Below are 13,286 nucleotides of genomic sequence, written 5' to 3' on the forward strand. Positions count from 1 at the left end.
CCCCACCTGGGGCCGTGGCTAGGCTAAAACTTGGGTCTGCGAACTGGTGAATCTACCAACACACAGGCCCAAGATAGGAAAACCGCGTCTAGGTCTGGGAGTTCTTCGGCGTATTGTTCGCCGACAACTTGTACTTTCCCTGAGATCAGCGGGCGGATCCTTGCCATAGGCCCCTGGGCACCATAGATCATGCGTTCTTTGCGCCACAGCGATAGTCGTGGCAGGTCATAGGCGGCGCTGCCACATTGCGCAACCAATCTGCCCACTGTCATCCCTCGCTGATGGACGGTAAATACCCTTCCATCTGAGGAAGTCGCCCGCGCCCGAAACACCATTGTTCCGGGCGTGGACTCTATGAGGAGCCTTTCCCCATTCGTGTGAATAACGTCGGAACGCACTTGGGCGATGAGCCCACCCAATTCGTCACGAAGCTCGTTGCCCGTCCAAGTCCAGATCGTGGCCATCGTGCGTTCTCCCATACAGCACTAAAACAGGAACACCAGCAGCGAAAACACGGACAAAATCAGTAGGGAGATCGATAGGATCCAGTTGGTGGCGACCATCTTCTCCTCCAACGCGATCCGTGCAACCCAGGCCAAGAATACCTTTTCGGAATCTTCCAACTCCGCGTCCGGCTCCAGTTCGACGCTCACCCGGCGTACCCCATGGTTCGCCCCGGTGAATTGGCCCAGCTTGACGTCGTTTTCATCCAGGATCCAGTCAGTCTTTTGCTCGTTGATCAGATCAATATCGCGCAGGTTGACGTTGGTGTTGATTTCCTTGGACTGTTTGAACGGCTTTGCTGAACGAGCCTCGTAAGTCACGTGCGCATTGCTCGCGCGCGCACAGTCAGCTTCCCGCTCGAATCTCCATTCCTCGTCGCCGATGACCGCTCGTGCGCTACCGTCTTCCTTTTCCACAAAGTCGGTGAGCACCCGGGCGTCGTCAAGCACCTGCATAACGACGCCCGCGTCGGTCTTTTGTCGGGTTGACCAGCTCAGTGTCACAACTATGCCCCGATGAGTCGCTGGGCGAGGTATGCCTGTAGCTCGGCCAGTGGCACGCGCTCCTGCTCCATCGTGTCGCGTTCGCGCACGGTGACGGCCTGGTCTTCGAGCGAATCGAAGTCGAAGGTGACACAGAACGGAGTACCGATCTCATCTTGACGGCGGTAGCGGCGACCGATGGCACCGGAGGTATCGAAATCGACGTTCCACAGCTGACGCAGTTCGCGAGCCAGCTTCTGTGCCGGCTCGGTGAGCTCAGGCTTCTTAGACAACGGCAGCACCGCAACCTTAACCGGCGCCAGGCGTCGGTCCAGCTTAAGCACCACGCGCTTATCCACCCCACCCTTAGCGTTCGGAGCTTCGTCCTCGGTGTAGGCATCAATCAGGAACGCCATCATGGAGCGGGTCAGACCAAAGGAAGGCTCGATCACGTATGGATGGTACTTTTCACCAGTGACCTGGTCGAAGTACTTCATTTCCTCCACCGAATGCTCAGTGTGCTGAGAGAGGTCGTAATCGGTGCGGTTGGCCACACCCATCAGCTCGCCCCACTCGTTGCCGGTGAAACCGAAACGGTATTCGAAGTCGATGGTGCGGTCCGAGTAGTGTGCGCGGTCATCGGCAGGGACGTCGAACTGGCGCAGGTTCTCCGGCTTAATGCCAAGGTCAATGAACCAGTTCCAGCAGTCGGTGACCCACTCGTCGAACTTTGCCTCCACCTCCGATGGGTGCACGAAGTACTCGATTTCCATCTGTTCGAACTCGCGGGTGCGGAAGATGAAGTTACCTGGGGTGATCTCGTTGCGGAACGCCTTGCCCAGCTGACCAATGCCGAATGGAGGCTTCATGCGCGCGGAGTTCATCACGTTTTTGAAGTTGATGAAAATACCTTGCGCGGTCTCCGGGCGCAGGTAGGCCAGGCCTTCCTTATCGTCCACGGCCCCGAGATAGGTCTTCATCAGTCCGGAGAACATCTTTGGTTCGGTCCAGTTGCCAGGCTGGCCGGTTTCTGGATCGGGGATGTCTGCCAGACCGTTTGCCGGCGGGTGTCCGTGCTTAGCTTCGTAAGCTTCGATGAGGTGGTCAGCGCGGTAGCGCTTGTGCGTATGCAACGATTCCACAAGTGGATCCGTAAAAGTTTCCACGTGTCCAGAGGCTTCCCACACCTGACGAGGGAGAATGACGGAGGAATCCAGGCCCACGACATCGTCGCGACCTTGGACGAAGGTGCGCCACCACTGGCGTTTGATGTTCTCCTTCAGTTCCACGCCCAAGGGACCGTAGTCCCAGGCCGAACGCGTACCACCGTAGATTTCTCCACATGGGTAGACCAGTCCGCGACGCTTCGCGAGGTTTACTACTTGATCAATGACGGAAGCCACAGCTCTCCTTGCAGTTATCGCACCAAGTCACCTGCCGAGTGTGCGCCCCAGCCACATTCCGGCAATGAACGGGCGGATCACGCTCCACTTCTCGCAGCTTGACGCAAGAAAGATGTTTCCCGACTGGCTGCCGGGCGTACTTATCCCCTTAGTTTAGCTAACTGTGTCCAACGCCCCTTTCATAGCCATTGACCAGCAACATCACCCAGACATAACGTAATCATTAGCGGCTTTGAATAAAAGGAGTCATCATGGCACAACCCCCAAACTATGACGGGGCCGCAATCCTCATGCGCGCCCTCGATTCAAAAGTCAGAATGCGCATATTGCACCTGCTTCAGGAGCGGACCCGCTGCGTGCATGAGCTCGTCGAACTTCTGGATTCGAGCCAACCCCTAGTCAGCCAACACCTGCGCGTGCTCAAAAACGCCGGGCTTGTCGACGCCGATAGGCGCGGCCGCGAGATGTACTACTCCCTTTCACGGACCGATGTCATCCCTATTTTGGACGCAGCAATAGCCCTCATGCAGGCGAATACGAAAACACTTGTCTAATCGTGGTATTTTGTTAATGAAAATCCATTACCACGAAACCAGGTGAAAAATGACTAAAGATACCATGCCTAAGCTCGGACAACGCTCGACCCGTCAACGTGCCGCCGTAGTAGAAGTGCTGCGCGATATTGACACATTTTCCTCGGCAAAAATGATCCACCACGAGCTGGTTGAGCGCAAGTACAAGGTTGGCCTCACCACGGTGTACCGCACGCTGCAATCTTTAGTGGACATCAACGCGGTGGACGTACTACACATGGCGAACGGTGAATCCCTATACCGTCGCTGTGAATCTAGTGAGCACCACCACCACTTGGTCTGCACCAATTGCGGTAACACCGTCGAAATTAGTGGCAAGGTCGTAGAAACCTGGGCTGATAACACCGCGAAGGAACACAACTTCCAGATCTCCGGTCACACCGCCGAAATCTTTGGCTTGTGCTCCAACTGCCACGAATAGACACCAAAGCCCTCGGCCACCTTGCTCCTTTGCAAGGTGGCTTTGTACATCTCGGAAATCTAGTTAAGTAAATGAAAGTGTGTCCCGAAGTCGTGATACCCCAGTTCAAGCACACTAGATCCGGGTTGTGTTGTTCCTGCAGGTTACGTTTGATACCGCGTCTTGTGCTCGCGACGGGGTGTTGGTGTTCGAAACCGCCCCTCCTGCGCAGTGTGCGCTGGACCGGTGAAGAAAAGTTTGTGTTGCAGCGATGAGACTTGTGGCGCTTCTACCAGTCGACTCAAAGAATGCCCGCTTGTACCACGTGCTGCGATCTCCTCAGGAGCAGGTGTCACTTCTGGGGATACGGCGCGATTAGATGAGTCGCCGTTTTAACCAAACCGCAGGAACAGGTTGACCAGCTCACTCGCGACCACGCTTTGCTGGCTGGGCGCAGGTTGCTTTATGTATCCCAGTTTTCGGGTGGTGCTTCGTGGTTCTTGTGGTTCTGTCTGAGGCTGCACAAGTGCTGTTCAGTACTTCCGAAGTAGGAGTACTACCACGGAAGTACGACCTAGCACTTGTGTAGCAGATTCGCACCGCCGCCGACAACATGCAAACAAGACACATCTCGTTGCTGATCCCGAAGGCGATCAACTCACTGAGGTCCCAAAAAGCATGCCTAACGCATACGTCACCCCGGCTGCCCCCAAACCAATCGCCAGCTGACGAAGTGCCCTACGCAGCGGCGGGGCACCTGAAAGAACGCCCACAATGCCGCCCGTAAGCATTAAGGCAATACCTACCAACACGCAAGCAAGGATGGTGGCAGCCGAAGTAGAAAGCCACAAGAACGGCAAAATTGGGATCAGGGCGCCGGAGGCAAAAAAGAGAAACGATGACCACGCCGCAGCAAAACCGGAACCCACCACTTCATTGTTAGCGCCCCCAAAGCTATCTTGAGCTGCAGGATGTTCAAAGTGGCTCAGCACAGTTCGGGCACGAGACCTTGCCTCCTCCGCAGACATTCCCCGCGCGCGGTAGACCAACTCGAGCTCGTTGGCGTTGACATCAAGCTGCGGAATCGCCGCTGCGGTGTCGGGGTTGGGGGTAGAGGCGTCGAGAAGCTCGCGCTGGGAGGAAACCGAAACATACTCCCCTGCTCCCATGGAAAGCGCGCCGGCGAGCAAACCAGAAAATCCAGTGAGCAAAATGAAGTGGTTAGAAACTCCGGACCCGGCGATGCCCAAGACCAGGGCGAGATTCGAAACCAAGCCGTCGTTCATGCCGAACACCGCTGCGCGGAAATTGCCGGACATTTGCTCACGCCCGCGGGCAGCCAGGCCGCGAACAACCTCGGCATGGATCCGTTCGTCGGCGGACATCTGCGCAGTGGCATCGGCATCCGACAAATACGGGGAACGTGATTCCGCGGACTGCATCAACGCCAGGGCGAACACCGAACCAAAGTGACGGGCAAAAAAGCCCTTAACCTGTGTGGAAATATCGGGTGCAATACTGCGTGCTTCCGGGCCGAGGAGCCGCAACCAGTGTTGCTCGTGGCGGGACTCGGCCTCAGCAATCGCTAACAAGATCTCGCGTTCTTCACCTTCTTTGCGGGAAGCGAGCGCCCGATACACGTCCGCCTCGGCGCGCTCATTGGCTAGGTGCTTGCGCCAGCGCTTGATCTGAGCTTTGGTGGGTTGTTCCCAATCGGAACTCACACTATTTCACCCCACCGAAACGCCGATCACGCTGGGCATATTCGAGGACAGCAGCGTAGAGGTCCTCCGGGGTGAAATCCGGGAACAGTTTGTCCTGGTACACCATTTCCGCGTAGGCCGACTGCCAGATTAGGAAGTTGGAGGTGCGCTTTTCACCCGAGGGTCGGAGGAAAAGATCTACGTCAGGCATATCGGGTTCATCGAGGAACTGCGCGAAGCTCTTTTCCGTGATGTCTTCGGGACGCAACTGACCTGCAGCCGCCTGGCGGGCGATTTCGCGAGCTGCATCAACGATTTCAGCCCGGCCGCCGTAGTTCACGCACATGCCCAGCGTCATCCGGGTGTTGTTTTTGGTCAGCTCTTCGGCGGCTTCCAATTCCTTGATCACCGCACGCCACAGCCTTGGTTTGCGTCCCACCCAGCGCACCCGAACTCCCTTTTCGTTGAGCTGATCGCGCTGGCGACGCAACACGTCCCGGTTGAATCCCATGAGGAAACGCACTTCCTCCGCGGAGCGTCGCCAATTTTCCGTCGAAAAGGCGTAGGCGGATAGGTACGGGATTTCCAATTCGAGGCAGGCATCGATGACATCCATCAAGACCGCCTCGCCTCGCTTGTGGCCTTCGGTGCGTTTCCAGCCTCGCTCCTGGGCCCAACGGCCATTGCCGTCCATGACCAGAGCGATGTGGTTCGGGCGAAACTCTTTCGGGATGTTCGGTACAGTCACCCCGACTATCTTAGTGTGTCCAGCCAGCGTCGACGAAGTCTAGGGAACCCAATTTGCGCTCCAGATGCCACTGCAGATGCGCGCGCACCAATTGATGCGCGCTATTGCACACACTCTCCGGCGCAACTTCGGCACCTTCACCACCAACATGGGCAAGCAGCCACATCACGTGAAGTACTTCCGGGTCCACCTCAGCACAGCCGGAATAGTGACAGTTTCGGCAGAGTGCCCCACCGGCACCTGGGTGGAAAAGCTGATGGGGCCCGGGGGCATTGCAATGGGCACAGTCGAAGAGCTGTGGCGCCCAGCCTGCGGTCTCCATCGCTTGCAGCAAGAACGCGTCTAGCGCGAGGGTGGGACGCGTGGCTACTTGAATGTTTTTGAGGGCTTCCACAGCGGCGTCGAAAAGCTCGCCTCCGTCGATGCTGAGCCGCTCCGTGGCCTCCAACACCGCGCAGGCGGCAGTGTAATGCTCGTAGCGATCGATGATGCCCGTACCGAAATACGCGACGGTGTCGGCGCCGGTGATGGTGTCTAAATTTCGGCCAGGATAGAGCTGCGCCTGTACCAAAACAAAAGGTTCAAGCCGAGAGCCAAACCGGGAACGCAACCGACGCACCCCTTTTGCCACTGCCCGCACGAGACCGGCCGGGGTCAGCAGCACGATGATGCGGTCGGCTTCGCCGAAGTCGTAGGTCCGCACCACTAATGCGCGGGTGGAATAACTGTGTGCTCTGGCCACTAGAAGTGTGTCACCACGCTAGAAGCCCAGGCGTCCCAGGGACTTCGGGTCGGACTGCCAGTTTTTGAGCACCTTGATCCGCAGATCCAGGTAGACGTTGCGGTCGAGCAGCTTACAGATTTCCAGGCGCGCGTTGTGGGTGATCCGCGACATGCGCCGACCATCTTTACCGATAAGAATGGTCTTTTGGCCAGGCCGCTCCACGTAGATTACTGCGTGCACCGTCAACCGGCCGGTTTCCTCATCCTCGAGCATCTCATCGACTTCGACCGCAACCGAGTGCGGCAGTTCATCTTTGAGGCCGGACAGGGCAGCTTCTCGGATCAGCTCGGAGATGCGCTTTTCGGTGTCATCGTCGGTGATGTGATCGTCTGGGTAGTACTTTGGCCCGAGCGGCAGGTAGGACGCCATGACGTCGACCAGCACATCGATCTGCTCATCTTTCACCGCAGAGACCGGCACCACATCGGTGCCAAGCAATTCGTGGACCGCGATCAGCTGCGCACCCACTTCATCGCGGGAAACCTTGTCGATCTTGGTGACCACCCCAATGACCTGTGTTTTCGGCGCAGCGTTTCGGACTGCGTCTAAAATCCACCGGTCGCCCGGCCCAATCTTTTCATCGGCCGGAATCGTCAACACAATCAAGTCGACGTCAGAATACGTCTCTTTCACAATCTCATTCAGCCGCTCGCCCAGCAACGTCCGCGGGCGGTGCAGGCCAGGCGTATCGACGACGACAATCTGGCAGTTTTCGCGGTGCACCAAACCACGGATCGGGTGACGCGTCGTCTCCGGCTGGTTGGCAGTAATCGCAATCTTCTCGCCAACCAGGGCGTTTGTCAGTGTGGACTTACCAGTATTCGGCCGGCCAACAAAACTAACGAAACCGGAACGAAAATTATCTTCGGTATATCCAAGTGTCATGAGTCGATCCTACCAATGACTTCCACAATTGCTGAGGTCACTCGCATCCGGCCGCGCCGATCCCGCTTCCCTTCCGTGGTCAACCGCAATCCAGCGACCTCCACTTCAGCCCCGGGCAACGGCACACGCCCCAACTCATAAGCGATCAGCCCGCCCACCGTATCGACCTGTTCCTTATCGAATTCCACCGACACATCCAGCTCTTCCGACAACAAACTTTCCAGGTCATCCAGGCTCAGGCGGGAGACGACGCGCAAGGTAGTCTCGTCCAGCTTCTCGACGGGCGCGGCCTCCGAAGCATCGTACTCATCAGCAATTTCGCCGACGATTTCTTCCAAGATGTCCTCGATGGAGATCAGACCGGCGATACCACCATATTCGTCGACCAGCATGGCGATGTGGTTGCGATGCAGCTGCATCTCGTGCAACAACCCATCCAAATTCTTGGAATCCGGAACGAAGGTCGCTTCGCGCATGACCTCGTCTACCCGCACGCTCGTACCACCGTCGGTGGCGTGGTAGGTCTTTTGCACGAGGTCTTTCAGGTAGACAATGCCCACGATGTCATCGACAGTTTCCCCGATCACGGGTATGCGAGAATGCCCCGAACGAACACACAGGGCGGTGGCCTGGCCGGCCGTTTTATCGCGCTCAATCCAAATCATCTCGGTGCGCGGCACCATAACAGACCGGGCTGTAGTGGAAGCCAAATCGAAGACGTTTTGAATCATACGTCGTTCTTCGATCTCCACAATGCCGTGTTCTTGCGCGATGTCCACCATCTCACGGAGCTCAATTTCCGTGGCATAAGGACCATCACGGAAGCCCGAGCCGGGGGCCAGCAGATTGCCCAGCCAGATCAACACCTTGGGAATGGGACCGAGTACAAAGGCTGCAGAATTTAGGATCAACGCACTGTTAAGGGAAACCGTATAAGGATTTTGGCGTCCTACGGTGCGCGAGAGCACGCCGACCACAGCGAAGGTAACCAACGACAGGCTCAACACGGCCACCGTGATCGCCGTGGAACGCACCTCGAACAGTTCCAAGGACAGCGAGACCGCAAAGACGGCCGCCACGGCGTCCAAAATCGTGCGGATGAGCACCAAAAGATTAATGTGATCCGCGCGTTTCGTGACCACTTTGAGCAGCGCTGGCGCGCCTGGGCGTTCTTCCTTGACTAGCTCCTCAACTCGAGCGCGTGAGATCGAAGAAACCGCAGATTCGACCGTCGATAATGCCCCAGAGGCCAGCAGAGCCAAGAGAAGGCATAAGCCCTGCAGAATCAACTGAACTCACGATCCGCAGCACTCGGGAAGGCTTGGGCACCCTGGGGCTTATCTTGCTCGGAGTTCTCGTACCACTCACTCAAGATCTCGTTTTGCAGCGCGAACATCTCTTGTTCCTCGGCCGGCGTCACATGGTCATAGCCCAACAAGTGCAGGCAACCATGGACGGTGAGCAGCGCCAACTCGTGGGCGAGACCGTGGCCGGCTTTCTCCGCCTGGCGCTGCGCAAATTCCGGACATAACACGATGTCACCCAGCATTGCTGGCGATGGATCGGCAGCGTCGGGGCGTCCTGACCCGGGAGTGAGCTCATCCATCGGGAAACTCATCACGTCGGTGGGACCTTCCAGATCGAGCCATCGAACGTGCAGGTCAGCGATCGTATCCAGGTCCACAATGTGGATGCTGAGCTCCGCGGCGGAATGCACATCCATCGCGCGCAGAGCGAACGCAGCTACGTCGATGAGCTGGGTCTCGTCGACACCATCGCCTGCAAATCCAGATTCGTTAAAAACTTCGATGCTCAACTGTTTTCCTCTTCAAATGCGTCGTAGGCGTCCACGATACGGCTTACCAGCGCATGCCGCACCACATCTTCACTGTGTAGTTCCGCAAAGTGGACGTCTTCCACTCCGCGCAAAATGTGCCGGACCAAGCGCAAACCCGATTTTTGGCCGCTCGGAAGGTCTACCTGGGTGATGTCACCGGTCACCACCATTTTTGCACCAAACCCCAGGCGAGTGAGGAACATCTTCATCTGGGCTGGAGTGGTGTTTTGGGCCTCGTCCAGAATCACGAAAGCATCGTTGAGTGTGCGTCCACGCATGTACGCCAGTGGTGCTACCTCGATCACCCCAGATTCCATCAGCTTCGGGATGATTTCGGGGTCGATCATGTCTCGCAGAGCGTCATAGAGCGGACGTAGGTAGGGGTCGATTTTCTCGTTGAGCGTGCCGGGCAGAAATCCCAGCTTCTCCCCTGCCTCCACTGCGGGGCGCGTCAAAATAATGCGACTGACCTGCCGCGAATGCAAAGCCTGCACTGCCTTGGCCACCGCGAGGTAGGTCTTGCCGGAACCTGCAGGCCCCAAACCAAAAACAACAGTGTTGGTGTCGATGGCGTCCACATACTCTTTTTGGCCCAATGTCTTGGGTCGCACGGCTTTGCCCTTGCGGGCGATGATGTCGCTGGCCAACACCGCACGAACGCTTTGAGGTGCTTCATCGGTGATGATCTTGACGGCATTCTTCACCGAATCCGGCGAAATGACGTGCCCACGCTGTGCGATGGCCTGCAGCTCATCGAGCACCTTGATTGTGCGCGCTACCTCGTAGTCCGGACCGGAAATCTTCGCCTGGGTTCCACGCACGAAAACGTCCACGGGAATCAGGTTTTCCAGCACTTTAAGGTTTTCGTCATTGATCCCGAGGACCGTATGAACGTGTGCTTCGCACAAGGAGTAATCCTCGGAAATAATGCTGGTCTTTTGATAGATAGCCAAACTGGGCTCGCCTGCCTGTCGGAACTGTGGTGACAAGTTATGACTCGAACTTTACCAGCGCCGGAGCGCACCATAGGCGGCAAGTGCCACCAATCCGGCGCTCGCGGTACGAAGAACCTCAGGCCCTAGCACGGTAGCCGCTGCCCCCGCAGCCCGAAACTCTTCGACTTCCTCCGGAGCCAATCCCCCTTCGGGGCCAACGATGATGAGCAACGGTTCAGCCAGTGCGACGCTGGCAAAGGGCACCGACGCCTCCTCGTGGAGCATCACCGCGGTGCCACCTGCCATGCGACACTGCTGGATCAATTCCACGACATCAGCGCTACTCTGTGCGAGCTGCCCGATCTCCGGAACCGACAGCCGGCGCGATTGCTTGGCCGCCGCAACCGCCGCCGAACGCCACTTAGCCCTCCCCTTCTCCGCCTTGTTGGCCCACTTAGCGATACTGCGCGACGCCTGCCACGGCACAATCGTCCCCACCCCGCCCTGGGTCATGAGGTCCACTGCCAACTCGGAGCGCTCCGCCTTCGGCAACGCCTGCACGACGGTCACCGCGGGGCGCGGGAACTCATGCCTGGCCAGCACCTGCAGCGCCAACGCAGCCTTATCGACGCCTTCGACTCGCGCCTCGACACCTGCCCCGCAGCCGTCGATAAGAATGAGCACTTCACCGACCTGCAGTCGTTTCACGGTCGCGGCATGCTTGCCTTCTGCTCCGTCGAGTACGAACTGCGCGCCGATCTCGGGCAAAACCGGGGTATCGCCGGCGAGGTAGGCATCCAAATCAGCGAGGAAGACGGGCAGACTCATATGCGAAAACGGTTTCGTAGTCGGGAGAAGACGGATTCCGAACCGGCTTCGGAGAATAGTTTGGTTTCGTCATCCCGGTGATCCCGCAGCTTTTCCAGCATGTCTCGGGAACGCTTATCGAGCTCGGTAGGGATCTTGACATCAAGGTGAGCATAGAGATTACCTACCTGATCACCTCGCAGCACCGGCATACCCGCGCCCTCGACGCGCACCTGTTCGGCAGGCTGGGAACCAGCCGGCACGGTGATGGTGACCTTGTTGCCGTCAAGCCCCTCGATGTCGAGAGAGCTTCCCAGAGCGGCATCAACCATGGGAACCTCCACCGAAACGTGCAGGTCATCACCATTGCGAGTGAACACTGGGTGCGGTGCCACAGAGATCTCCACGTACAGGTCGCCGGCTGGGCCGCCGCCACGGCCGACTTCGCCACGTCCTGCCATGCGGATTCGCATGCCGTCGTTAATTCCTGCTGGTACGGATACCGTCATATGCTTGCGGGACTTCACTCGGCCGTCGCCACCACACTTGTCACACGGATCCTGGATAACCTCGCCTGTGCCTTGGCACACGTGACATGGCCGCGAGGTCATCACATTGCCCAGGAACGAACGCTGGACTTCCTGGATTTCACCCGAACCGTGGCAATTGTTACAGGTGACCGGCTTTGACTTGGAATTGGAACCTGTACCTTCGCAGCGGTCACACAGGATTGCGGTGTCTACCGTGATCTCCTTTGCCACACCGGAAAATGCCTCTTCCAGGGTGATTTGGGTACGCAACAGCGCATCGTTGCCCGGTTGGACACGCGAGCGCGGACCGCGACTGCCCCCAGCGGCACCACCAAAGAAGGCTTCAAAGATGTCTCCGAAACCGCCACCGCCGAAGCCACCGCCGAAGCCACCGCCAGCCGCCGGGCCTTCCATTGGGTCGCCACCAGCATCCACGATGCGGCGCTTCTGCGGATCCAACAGCACTTCATTGGCGAGGGAGATTTCGCGGAATTTCTCCGCGGCTTCCTCGGTGTCGTTGACGTCCGGGTGGTACTTCCTGGCGAGGCGTCGGTAAGCTTTCTTGATCTCCTGGTCGGTGGCGTCCCTATCCAATCCAAGAATGCCATAATAATCGCGTGCCACGATGTGTGTTGTACCTTTCTTCAGCAACTGTGTTGGTGCTAATGCCGTCGATTAGCGCCCGCCGAGAACTCGACTGACATATTGTGCAACGGCGGACACCTTCGAAATAGTTCCGGTGTAATCCATAAATGTTGGCCCAATGACCCCCAAAGCTCCAAATGTAGCTTCCTCATCACCGTAGCCGGTGGACACGATGGAGGTGCTATGCAGGTCCTTTTCCTGGATTTCGGAGCCGATCGTGACGTTGACCTCACCCTCTTGCACGTGGCTGAGCAGGCGCAATACCGTCACTTGCTCTTCGAGAGCGTCGAGTAGCGAAGTGTTGATCCGGGTGAGATTCGATGCCCCCGCCAAAATCAGGCGGTCAGAAGGCGCCTCTACCAAGGTTTCGATCAATACGGTCGCACAGCGGATCACGATGTTGCGCAGGTCTCGCGGCGCGGACTCCGCCAGATCAGCCAGCGCAACCGATGCCTCTGGCATGGTCTTCCCGCCCATCGCCTGATTAAGCAGGTTGCGCAGGGTGCTCACGTCATCGATAGCCTCATCGAGCTCCACGTTGCGCTGCTCTACGCGCCCCACGTCAGTGATGAGGACCAGGAGCAGCCGAGACGGGGTCAGCGCAACCACTTCGCAGTGCTTGACCCGCGAGACCTTCAAGGTCGGTAGCTGAACCACGGCGGCCTGGCGGGTGAGCTGTGAAAGCAGCTGCACGCTGCGCCGCAGCACATCCTCCATGTCCACCCCGCCCTCGAGGAAGTTCAGAATGGCACGCCGCTCGGGCAAAGACATTGGCTTGATCTCGTGAATCGAATCCACGAACAGCCGATAGCCCTTTTCAGTAGGAATGCGGCCCGAGCTGGCATGTTGTTGAGCGATGTACCCCTCGGCCTCCAGCACGGCCATGTCGTTGCGCACGGTGGCACTCGAAACACCCAATTGGTGTCGCTCTACCAACGCCTTCGAGCCGACGGGCTCCTGAGACGCTATGTAGTCAGCGACGATGGCGCCCAAAACCTGCCGACGTCGCTTCTCAGTTGACGATGCCATC

General features: G+C 57.9%; 15 protein-coding genes. 2 read left to right on the top strand and 13 right to left on the bottom strand.

Annotation, left to right across the window (positions count from 1 at the left end):
• Window positions 1-23: 23 nt before the first annotated feature.
• From CEPID_RS08575 to CEPID_RS08585, 3 genes are read right to left on the bottom strand one after another with little or no spacing between them, the layout of a single operon-like run.
• A complete protein-coding gene (locus tag CEPID_RS08575; RefSeq protein ID WP_236684228.1) occupies window positions 24-464 on the bottom strand; it encodes a hypothetical protein in 441 nt (146 codons plus the stop codon).
• A gap of 21 nt (window positions 465-485) precedes the next feature.
• On the bottom strand, window positions 486-1,007 hold the full coding sequence (locus CEPID_RS12520; RefSeq protein WP_052843465.1) for a hypothetical protein: 522 nt from the start codon (window positions 1,005-1,007) through the stop codon (window positions 486-488).
• A gap of 2 nt (window positions 1,008-1,009) precedes the next feature.
• The gene (locus CEPID_RS08585) at window positions 1,010-2,389 is read right to left on the bottom strand and encodes a glycine--tRNA ligase (RefSeq protein ID WP_047240625.1); all 1,380 of its coding nucleotides are present in this window, start codon (window positions 2,387-2,389) and stop codon (window positions 1,010-1,012) included.
• A 251-nt stretch (window positions 2,390-2,640) separates the two neighbouring features.
• Here CEPID_RS08585 and CEPID_RS08590 point away from each other — a divergent pair, with 251 nt between their 5' ends.
• Both CEPID_RS08590 and CEPID_RS08595 read left to right on the top strand, forming a co-directional pair.
• Complete coding sequence (locus tag CEPID_RS08590) at window positions 2,641-2,943, top strand: ArsR/SmtB family transcription factor (RefSeq protein ID WP_047240626.1); 303 nt, start codon at window positions 2,641-2,643, stop codon at window positions 2,941-2,943.
• A gap of 49 nt (window positions 2,944-2,992) precedes the next feature.
• Entirely contained in the window at window positions 2,993-3,403 is a 411-nt protein-coding gene (locus tag CEPID_RS08595) for a Fur family transcriptional regulator (RefSeq protein ID WP_047240627.1), read from the top strand.
• Between the two features lie 632 nt (window positions 3,404-4,035).
• Here CEPID_RS08595 and CEPID_RS08600 read toward each other — a convergent pair.
• The 10 genes from CEPID_RS08600 to hrcA form a co-directional block, all read right to left on the bottom strand.
• Complete coding sequence (locus CEPID_RS08600) at window positions 4,036-5,106, bottom strand: VIT1/CCC1 transporter family protein (RefSeq protein WP_047240628.1); 1,071 nt, start codon at window positions 5,104-5,106, stop codon at window positions 4,036-4,038.
• A gap of 1 nt (window position 5,107) precedes the next feature.
• Window positions 5,108-5,779, bottom strand: coding sequence for an isoprenyl transferase (locus CEPID_RS08605; protein ID WP_236684328.1), 672 nt, complete (start codon window positions 5,777-5,779; stop codon window positions 5,108-5,110).
• Between the two features lie 64 nt (window positions 5,780-5,843).
• Window positions 5,844-6,575 carry a DNA repair protein RecO gene (gene recO / locus CEPID_RS08610; protein WP_047240630.1) on the bottom strand — a complete coding sequence of 244 codons (732 nt, stop codon included), beginning with the start codon at window positions 6,573-6,575 and terminating at the stop codon, window positions 5,844-5,846.
• An 18-nt stretch (window positions 6,576-6,593) separates the two neighbouring features.
• Window positions 6,594-7,502, bottom strand: a complete 909-nt coding sequence (gene era, locus CEPID_RS08615) for a GTPase Era (RefSeq protein WP_047240631.1) — start codon at window positions 7,500-7,502, stop codon at window positions 6,594-6,596.
• Entirely contained in the window at window positions 7,499-8,791 is a 1,293-nt protein-coding gene (locus tag CEPID_RS08620; protein ID WP_047240632.1) for a hemolysin family protein, read from the bottom strand. The genes era and CEPID_RS08620 overlap by 4 nt, the downstream gene beginning before the upstream one ends.
• Complete coding sequence (gene ybeY, locus CEPID_RS08625; RefSeq protein WP_047240633.1) at window positions 8,788-9,318, bottom strand: rRNA maturation RNase YbeY; 531 nt, start codon at window positions 9,316-9,318, stop codon at window positions 8,788-8,790. The genes CEPID_RS08620 and ybeY overlap by 4 nt, the downstream gene beginning before the upstream one ends.
• On the bottom strand, window positions 9,315-10,268 hold the full coding sequence (locus CEPID_RS08630) for a PhoH family protein (protein WP_047241454.1): 954 nt from the start codon (window positions 10,266-10,268) through the stop codon (window positions 9,315-9,317). Before CEPID_RS08630 ends, ybeY begins: the two co-directional genes overlap by 4 nt.
• A 75-nt stretch (window positions 10,269-10,343) precedes the next feature.
• The gene (locus CEPID_RS08635) at window positions 10,344-11,102 is read right to left on the bottom strand and encodes a 16S rRNA (uracil(1498)-N(3))-methyltransferase (RefSeq protein ID WP_047240634.1); all 759 of its coding nucleotides are present in this window, start codon (window positions 11,100-11,102) and stop codon (window positions 10,344-10,346) included.
• Window positions 11,099-12,235: a molecular chaperone DnaJ gene (dnaJ, locus tag CEPID_RS08640; RefSeq protein ID WP_047240635.1), complete on the bottom strand. Its 1,137-nt coding sequence runs from the start codon at window positions 12,233-12,235 to the stop codon at window positions 11,099-11,101. Before dnaJ ends, CEPID_RS08635 begins: the two co-directional genes overlap by 4 nt.
• A gap of 51 nt (window positions 12,236-12,286) precedes the next feature.
• Window positions 12,287-13,285 carry a heat-inducible transcriptional repressor HrcA gene (gene hrcA / locus CEPID_RS08645; RefSeq protein WP_047240636.1) on the bottom strand — a complete coding sequence of 333 codons (999 nt, stop codon included), beginning with the start codon at window positions 13,283-13,285 and terminating at the stop codon, window positions 12,287-12,289.
• Between the last annotated feature and the right edge of the window lies 1 nt (window position 13,286).

Source organism: Corynebacterium epidermidicanis (assembly GCF_001021025.1).
GTDB classification, from domain to species: Bacteria; Actinomycetota; Actinomycetes; order Mycobacteriales; family Mycobacteriaceae; genus Corynebacterium; species Corynebacterium epidermidicanis.

Coding starts and splice junctions, on each gene's coding strand:
- CEPID_RS08605 (WP_236684328.1), bottom strand. CDS start 5,779: ATGGACGGCAATGGCCGTTGGGCCCAGGAGCGAGGCTGGAAACGCACC.
- era (WP_047240631.1), bottom strand. CDS start 7,502: ATGACACTTGGATATACCGAAGATAATTTTCGTTCCGGTTTCGTTAGT.
- CEPID_RS08595 (WP_047240627.1), top strand. CDS start 2,993: ATGACTAAAGATACCATGCCTAAGCTCGGACAACGCTCGACCCGTCAA.
- CEPID_RS08590 (WP_047240626.1), top strand. CDS start 2,641: ATGGCACAACCCCCAAACTATGACGGGGCCGCAATCCTCATGCGCGCC.
- CEPID_RS08635 (WP_047240634.1), bottom strand. CDS start 11,102: ATGAGTCTGCCCGTCTTCCTCGCTGATTTGGATGCCTACCTCGCCGGC.
- CEPID_RS08575 (WP_236684228.1), bottom strand. CDS start 464: ATGGCCACGATCTGGACTTGGACGGGCAACGAGCTTCGTGACGAATTG.
- hrcA (WP_047240636.1), bottom strand. CDS start 13,285: ATGGCATCGTCAACTGAGAAGCGACGTCGGCAGGTTTTGGGCGCCATC.